6 protein-coding genes and 1 rRNA gene are annotated in these 6,000 nt (G+C 42.3%); 1 reads left to right on the top strand and 6 read right to left on the bottom strand.

Features of this window, described 5'->3' with window-relative positions:
* Window positions 1-43 precede the first annotated feature (43 nt).
* Window positions 44-1,584: ribosomal RNA gene (locus tag GKR48_RS00225) — 16S ribosomal RNA — on the bottom strand.
* A 561-nt stretch (window positions 1,585-2,145) separates the two neighbouring features.
* Here GKR48_RS00225 and GKR48_RS00220 point away from each other — a divergent pair.
* Window positions 2,146-2,691 (top strand): gamma carbonic anhydrase family protein, encoded by a 546-nt coding sequence (locus tag GKR48_RS00220; protein WP_154626044.1) that lies wholly within the window; start codon window positions 2,146-2,148, stop codon window positions 2,689-2,691.
* Here GKR48_RS00220 and GKR48_RS00215 read toward each other — a convergent pair.
* From GKR48_RS00215 to dprA, 5 genes are read right to left on the bottom strand one after another with little or no spacing between them, the layout of a single operon-like run.
* Window positions 2,667-2,927, bottom strand: a complete 261-nt coding sequence (locus tag GKR48_RS00215) for a DUF1488 domain-containing protein (protein WP_154626042.1) — start codon at window positions 2,925-2,927, stop codon at window positions 2,667-2,669. The two genes, GKR48_RS00220 and GKR48_RS00215, sit on opposite strands and share 25 nt — an antisense overlap.
* Window positions 2,927-3,742: a shikimate dehydrogenase gene (aroE, locus tag GKR48_RS00210; RefSeq protein ID WP_154626040.1), complete on the bottom strand. Its 816-nt coding sequence runs from the start codon at window positions 3,740-3,742 to the stop codon at window positions 2,927-2,929. The genes GKR48_RS00215 and aroE overlap by 1 nt, the downstream gene beginning before the upstream one ends.
* A 6-nt stretch (window positions 3,743-3,748) precedes the next feature.
* Complete coding sequence (gene tsaC / locus GKR48_RS00205; RefSeq protein WP_154626038.1) at window positions 3,749-4,318, bottom strand: L-threonylcarbamoyladenylate synthase type 1 TsaC; 570 nt, start codon at window positions 4,316-4,318, stop codon at window positions 3,749-3,751.
* A 9-nt stretch (window positions 4,319-4,327) separates the two neighbouring features.
* Window positions 4,328-4,870 (bottom strand): DNA topoisomerase family protein, encoded by a 543-nt coding sequence (locus tag GKR48_RS00200; protein WP_154626036.1) that lies wholly within the window; start codon window positions 4,868-4,870, stop codon window positions 4,328-4,330.
* A gap of 31 nt (window positions 4,871-4,901) precedes the next feature.
* Entirely contained in the window at window positions 4,902-5,981 is a 1,080-nt protein-coding gene (gene dprA / locus GKR48_RS00195; protein WP_154626034.1) for a DNA-processing protein DprA, read from the bottom strand.
* Window positions 5,982-6,000: the final 19 nt, after the last annotated feature.

The following is a 6,000-nucleotide window of genomic DNA, read 5'->3' as shown; positions in this document are numbered from 1 at the left end:
ATCAGACAATCTGTGTGAGCACTTCACAAGTACACTTCAATGGTAAGGAGGTGATCCAACCGCAGGTTCCCCTACGGTTACCTTGTTACGACTTCACCCCAGTCATGAATCACAAAGTGGTAAGCGCCCTCCCGAAGGTTAAGCTACCTACTTCTTTTGCAACCCACTCCCATGGTGTGACGGGCGGTGTGTACAAGGCCCGGGAACGTATTCACCGTAGCATTCTGATCTACGATTACTAGCGATTCCGACTTCATGGAGTCGAGTTGCAGACTCCAATCCGGACTACGACGTACTTTATGAGTTCCGCTTGCTCTCGCGAGGTCGCTTCTCTTTGTATACGCCATTGTAGCACGTGTGTAGCCCTACTCGTAAGGGCCATGATGACTTGACGTCATCCCCACCTTCCTCCGGTTTATCACCGGCAGTCTCCTTTGAGTTCCCACCATAACGTGCTGGCAACAAAGGATAAGGGTTGCGCTCGTTGCGGGACTTAACCCAACATTTCACAACACGAGCTGACGACAGCCATGCAGCACCTGTCTCAGAGTTCCCGAAGGCACCAAAGCATCTCTGCTAAGTTCTCTGGATGTCAAGAGTAGGTAAGGTTCTTCGCGTTGCATCGAATTAAACCACATGCTCCACCGCTTGTGCGGGCCCCCGTCAATTCATTTGAGTTTTAACCTTGCGGCCGTACTCCCCAGGCGGTCGATTTAACGCGTTAGCTCCGGAAGCCACTCCTCAAGGGAACAACCTCCAAATCGACATCGTTTACAGCGTGGACTACCAGGGTATCTAATCCTGTTTGCTCCCCACGCTTTCGCACCTGAGCGTCAGTCTTTGTCCAGGGGGCCGCCTTCGCCACCGGTATTCCTCCACATCTCTACGCATTTCACCGCTACACATGGAATTCTACCCCCCTCTACAAGACTCTAGCTGACCAGTCTTAGATGCCATTCCCAGGTTAAGCCCGGGGATTTCACATCTAACTTAATCAACCGCCTGCGTGCGCTTTACGCCCAGTAATTCCGATTAACGCTTGCACCCTCCGTATTACCGCGGCTGCTGGCACGGAGTTAGCCGGTGCTTCTTCTGTTGGTAACGTCAATCGCTGATGATATTAGCATCAACGCCTTCCTCCCAACTGAAAGTACTTTACAACCCTAAGGCCTTCTTCATACACGCGGCATGGCTGCATCAGGCTTGCGCCCATTGTGCAATATTCCCCACTGCTGCCTCCCGTAGGAGTCTGGGCCGTGTCTCAGTCCCAGTGTGGCTGATCATCCTCTCAGACCAGCTAGGGATCGTCGCCTTGGTGAGCCATTACCTCACCAACTAGCTAATCCCATATGGGTTCATCCGATAGCGCAAGGACCGAAGTTCCCCTGCTTTGCTCCTTAGAGATTATGCGGTATTAGCTACCGTTTCCAGTAGTTATCCCCCTCTATCGGGCAGATCCCCATACATTACTCACCCGTCCGCCGCTCGTCAGCGAGAAGCAAGCTTCCCCTGTTACCGCTCGACTTGCATGTGTTAGGCCTGCCGCCAGCGTTCAATCTGAGCCATGATCAAACTCTTCAATTAAAAAGCTTGATGCTCAAAGAATGTTTACTGTCGTTTGATTTCCGAAGAAACCAAATTACCTATTAGTTCATATATATGAATTAACGTGTTAGTCACTCTTCAAGACTTAAAATCAAATATTTTTTTGATAGTGTCCTGTGAGTGCCCACACAGATTGTCTGATAAATTGTTAAAGAGCGGTGCGACTTAATCTTTCGATTATCGACTTTAGGTCATTGTCGCGAGGTGTCGTATACTACGTTTTTTATTTAGAAAGTCAAGCGATTATTTTCAACTATTTTCTTTCTTCACCTCTGTTATCACGGGGCTTCGAGGTTTTCTTCGAGCCGGTTTATCGTGACAACGGATGCGCATTATAGGGAGCTCGGAAAATTACACAACCTTTTTTTTTAAAAAAAATATCGTTTGCAGATAATTTCATCATTATGCTTTTTTTACTATCATTATGGTTATAAAAACAGCTGTTTTGCCGTATAATTCTATTCTTACTGCCCTTTGATTCTTAATTAAGAGCTTCTTTATAGTTACCTTTATATCCATCTACGTTTTATGGCTACGAATATGAATACATCTTTAAGACCTTATTTAAAAACCTTCCCTTCTGTCGCTGCTACTGTTTTTATTGATCCATCTTCTGTCGTCATTGGAGATGTTCGCTTAGCCGAAGATGTAAGTATCTGGCCACTATCAGTACTACGTGGTGATGTGAATTATATCTCTATAGGTGCACGTACAAATATTCAGGATGGTTCAATTCTACATGTCACCCATAAGTCCACCAGCAATCCTGATGGAAATCCGTTAATCATTGGGGAAGATGTCACTGTTGGGCATAAAGCCATGCTGCATGGATGCACGATCGGTAATCGAGTTCTTGTCGGTATGGGATCTATCGTAATCGATGGGGCTATTATTGAAGATGATGTAGTGATCGGCGCTAATAGCCTCGTCACTCAAGGAAAAAAACTAGAGTCTGGCTACTTATATATGGGAAGCCCAGCCAAAGCGATTCGAAAACTCACCGAAGCTGAACTTAACCATTTACGTTATTCAGCTAATAACTATGTTGAGTGGAAAAATAATTATTTATCGTCCAACAACTCATAGAAGCCATTTTCATTATCGAGTCCTTGTTCAATCAAGGCCTCGAACTCTTCTTCTATATCCCAACGATAATGTTGAAAAAGTGCCAGTGGAGTTTCATTCTGCCCATAGCGCCTAATAAGTAGTGTTTGTGAGACAACACACTCTGAAAGTAGCCCATTGACTAAAACAGGGAAACGTATCTTATTAATAGCGGGATCCCACACTTCCCTATCTGGAAATTGAATCGCCTGATTCATTATTCAAGTTCCTTTTTTAACTCTTTTAATACTGGTTCTATCTCTGGAATCACCCCATGCCAAAGTTTAAAAGCAAATGCTGCTTGCCCAACCAGCATACCTAAGCCATCCGCTAGCTTATTCACTTTATACTGCTTAGCAAATGACAAAAACGGTGTTAAACCTCGTTGATAAAACATGTCATAGCATGCGGTCTGTTGGGAAAATAGTTCAGGATTGATTTTAGGGATCTCGCCAGTCACTCCAGAAGAAGTACCATTAATGATTAGATCAAACTCTGCTGAAATGAGCTGCTCCATTGGTCTACTCTGTATTTTCCCAAGAGCCGAAAACTGGTGAGCTAAAGATTCTGCTTTTATAAAGGTTCTGTTAGTCAATGTAATATCGCAGCCGTACTCAAGTAGAGGTAATAGAGCGCCACGAGTTGCACCACCAGCTCCAATAACCAATATTTTGCTTGTGGGTGACACAAATCCAAGGCGCTGTAGATCAAGCAACAATCCAGCACCATCCGTATTGTCACCCAACAAACGGTGATTATCGAGTTTTCTAATCGTATTTACGGCACCACAGGTTTGGGCTCTTTCTGTCAACTCTGATACGTATTGAAAGGCTCTTTCTTTAAACGGCAATGTAATGTTTGCACCCTGCCCGCCTTTTTCGAAGAAATCTGATAAATAGGCTTCAAAATCTTCTACAGGAGAAAGTATTTTCTGGTATTCAAGATCAATGCCTGTCTGCTTGGCAAACATTTGATGTATTGACGGTGATTTACTGTGTTGAATCGGGTTACCAAAAACTGCAAACATTCCCATTAATCATTATCCTTTACGATATAATTGCCCAGTCAAAGCATCTCGAATTTCTGATGGATTTAATCTTCCACCAACAGCCCCATCAAGAACCGGGATCGTTTCTTTAAACTGTGCAATCACTTCTTCTGTGGTTCGACATGGTTCCAATCCACTCAAATTTGCACTCGTTGATACGATTGGTTTGCCATATTCACTGCAAAGCTCTTTCACTAACTCATGGTTTGTGACACGAACAGCTAAAGTATCAAATTGACCCGTTAACCATTTTGGTGTTGTTTTCTTTGCAGGAATTACCCAAGTGACAGGTCCTGGCCACGTAGCAAACATCGCTTGACGCTGTTGCTCATTAAGTTTGCTGTCATCGATATAATTTTTGAGTTGCTCATAATTATCAGCGATCAAAATTAACCCTTTTTCCCAAGGGCGCTGTTTCAATTCAAGTAATTTATTTACCGCAACCTCACTATCAGGGTCACACCCTAAGCCAAAAACAGCTTCAGTGGGATAAGCGATAACTTGTTGTTGTTTCAGTGCTTCAATAATATTTTTAATTGCAGGTGTAGATTGATTTTGCATAGTTTTAACTCATGATTCTTCTTGTAACTTACCGCAGCGTTTGCTGGCACAGAACAATCTTACTCCCTGTCCAACCTTTTTTTCCATAAGTAATGGGTATTCACAAGACTGACATTTTCCCACTACAGGCTTATTATTCAGGATAAACTGACAGTTAGGATAATTATCGCAAGCATAAAAAGTTTTACCAAAACGGGATTTTCTTTGTAGCAAATTGCCTGTTTGGCATTGAGGACAAGGAACCTTAGTTTCATCCGGTTTATCAATGAGCTCTGTATGTTCACATCCAGGATAGTGGCTACAACCGATAAACATCCCAAAACGCCCTTGTTTTAATACCAAATCATACCCGCATTTAGGACAGCTTTGACCTTCCAATACTTTGACAATGTGAGTCTCTGCAACAGCTCTTAATGGCTTAATATAATGACATTGAGGGTAACCAGAACATGCTAAAAAAGGCCCATGAGCTCCGTTACGGATAACGAGCAAAGAGTTACATTCAGGACAGTACTCATTTTTATCTGTATCAAAAGGCAATTGCTTAGACATGTTTTTGTTTAATCCACTCTTTTTTCAATGACTAGTTTACTCTGATATATCCACCAGCCACTGATATAATTGCGCCATTAATCTCTAATTCAGTTAAGGCTGAAATCACTTGCGTGATAGGTAACTGTAATTCAGTAGCGATGATATCTGCAGGGGTCGATTGGTACCCTACCATACCTAAAATCCGACTTTCTGTCAGATTTAACTCTGTCTGTGCAGAGGTTTCAATCTCCAATTCTGGTTGTATCCAATTTGGTGAACATTCTAGATGCAATAATATGTCTTCGGGTTCTACCAGCAGATATGCCCCTTGTTGTATCAACCAGTGATTACCGCTAAATGCGGAGTTACCTAATGGTGCCGGCAGTGTAAATAGATCCCGATTTTGTTCAATTGCATATCGGGCTGTAATCAACGATCCACTTTTCATACCCGCTTCGATAACCAATACTGCTTTACTTAGCCCACTAATGATACGGTTTCTTCGAGGGAACTGTTTTGGTAATGGGGGAGCATCAGGAAAATACTCTGAAACTAATACACCTTCAGACCTAATTCTTTCTGCTAAATCAAAGTGTTGTTTCGGATAAATATAGGAAAGCCCACTTCCTAGTACAGCGACTGTTTTCCCTTGATTATCTATCGCTGTTTTATGGCTAATACCATCAATACCGAGAGCCAAACCACTGGTGATTGTCAATTTGTAATCTATAAATTTTCGAACAAATGCTTCTGTCCATTTCTTACCATACTCGGTAACTTGCCGACTTCCTATAATAGCAATTTGCTTTTCAGATAATAATTCACTTCGTCCCGACACAAAAAGTAATAATGGCGGGTTATATATCTGCTTTAATAAAAAAGGATATTGCACATCTAAAAATGTAATCAATTGATTTTCTGTATTTTCTAGCCATTTCAACGTTGATTCAATTCGCCTTAAAGAGACATTAAGGAATTGCAATCGTTGCATTTCATTCAGCCCACAAGCTTTTAAGACTGTATGATTTACTTTATCCACTTGTTTTAATTGAGATACTATCTTTGGCGCTATTTTTATTCCAACTCGGCTAACTTGCGAAAGTCTTAGCCATATTTCCTGTTCATTCATTTTGTCTTCCTGACAGTAA

The sequence above is a fragment of the Providencia sp. wls1943 genome (assembly GCF_009706275.1).
GTDB lineage: Bacteria > Pseudomonadota > Gammaproteobacteria > Enterobacterales > Enterobacteriaceae > Providencia > Providencia zhijiangensis.
The sequence above is the reverse complement of the archived record's forward strand: the minus strand, read 5'-3'. Positions and strand labels throughout refer to the sequence as shown.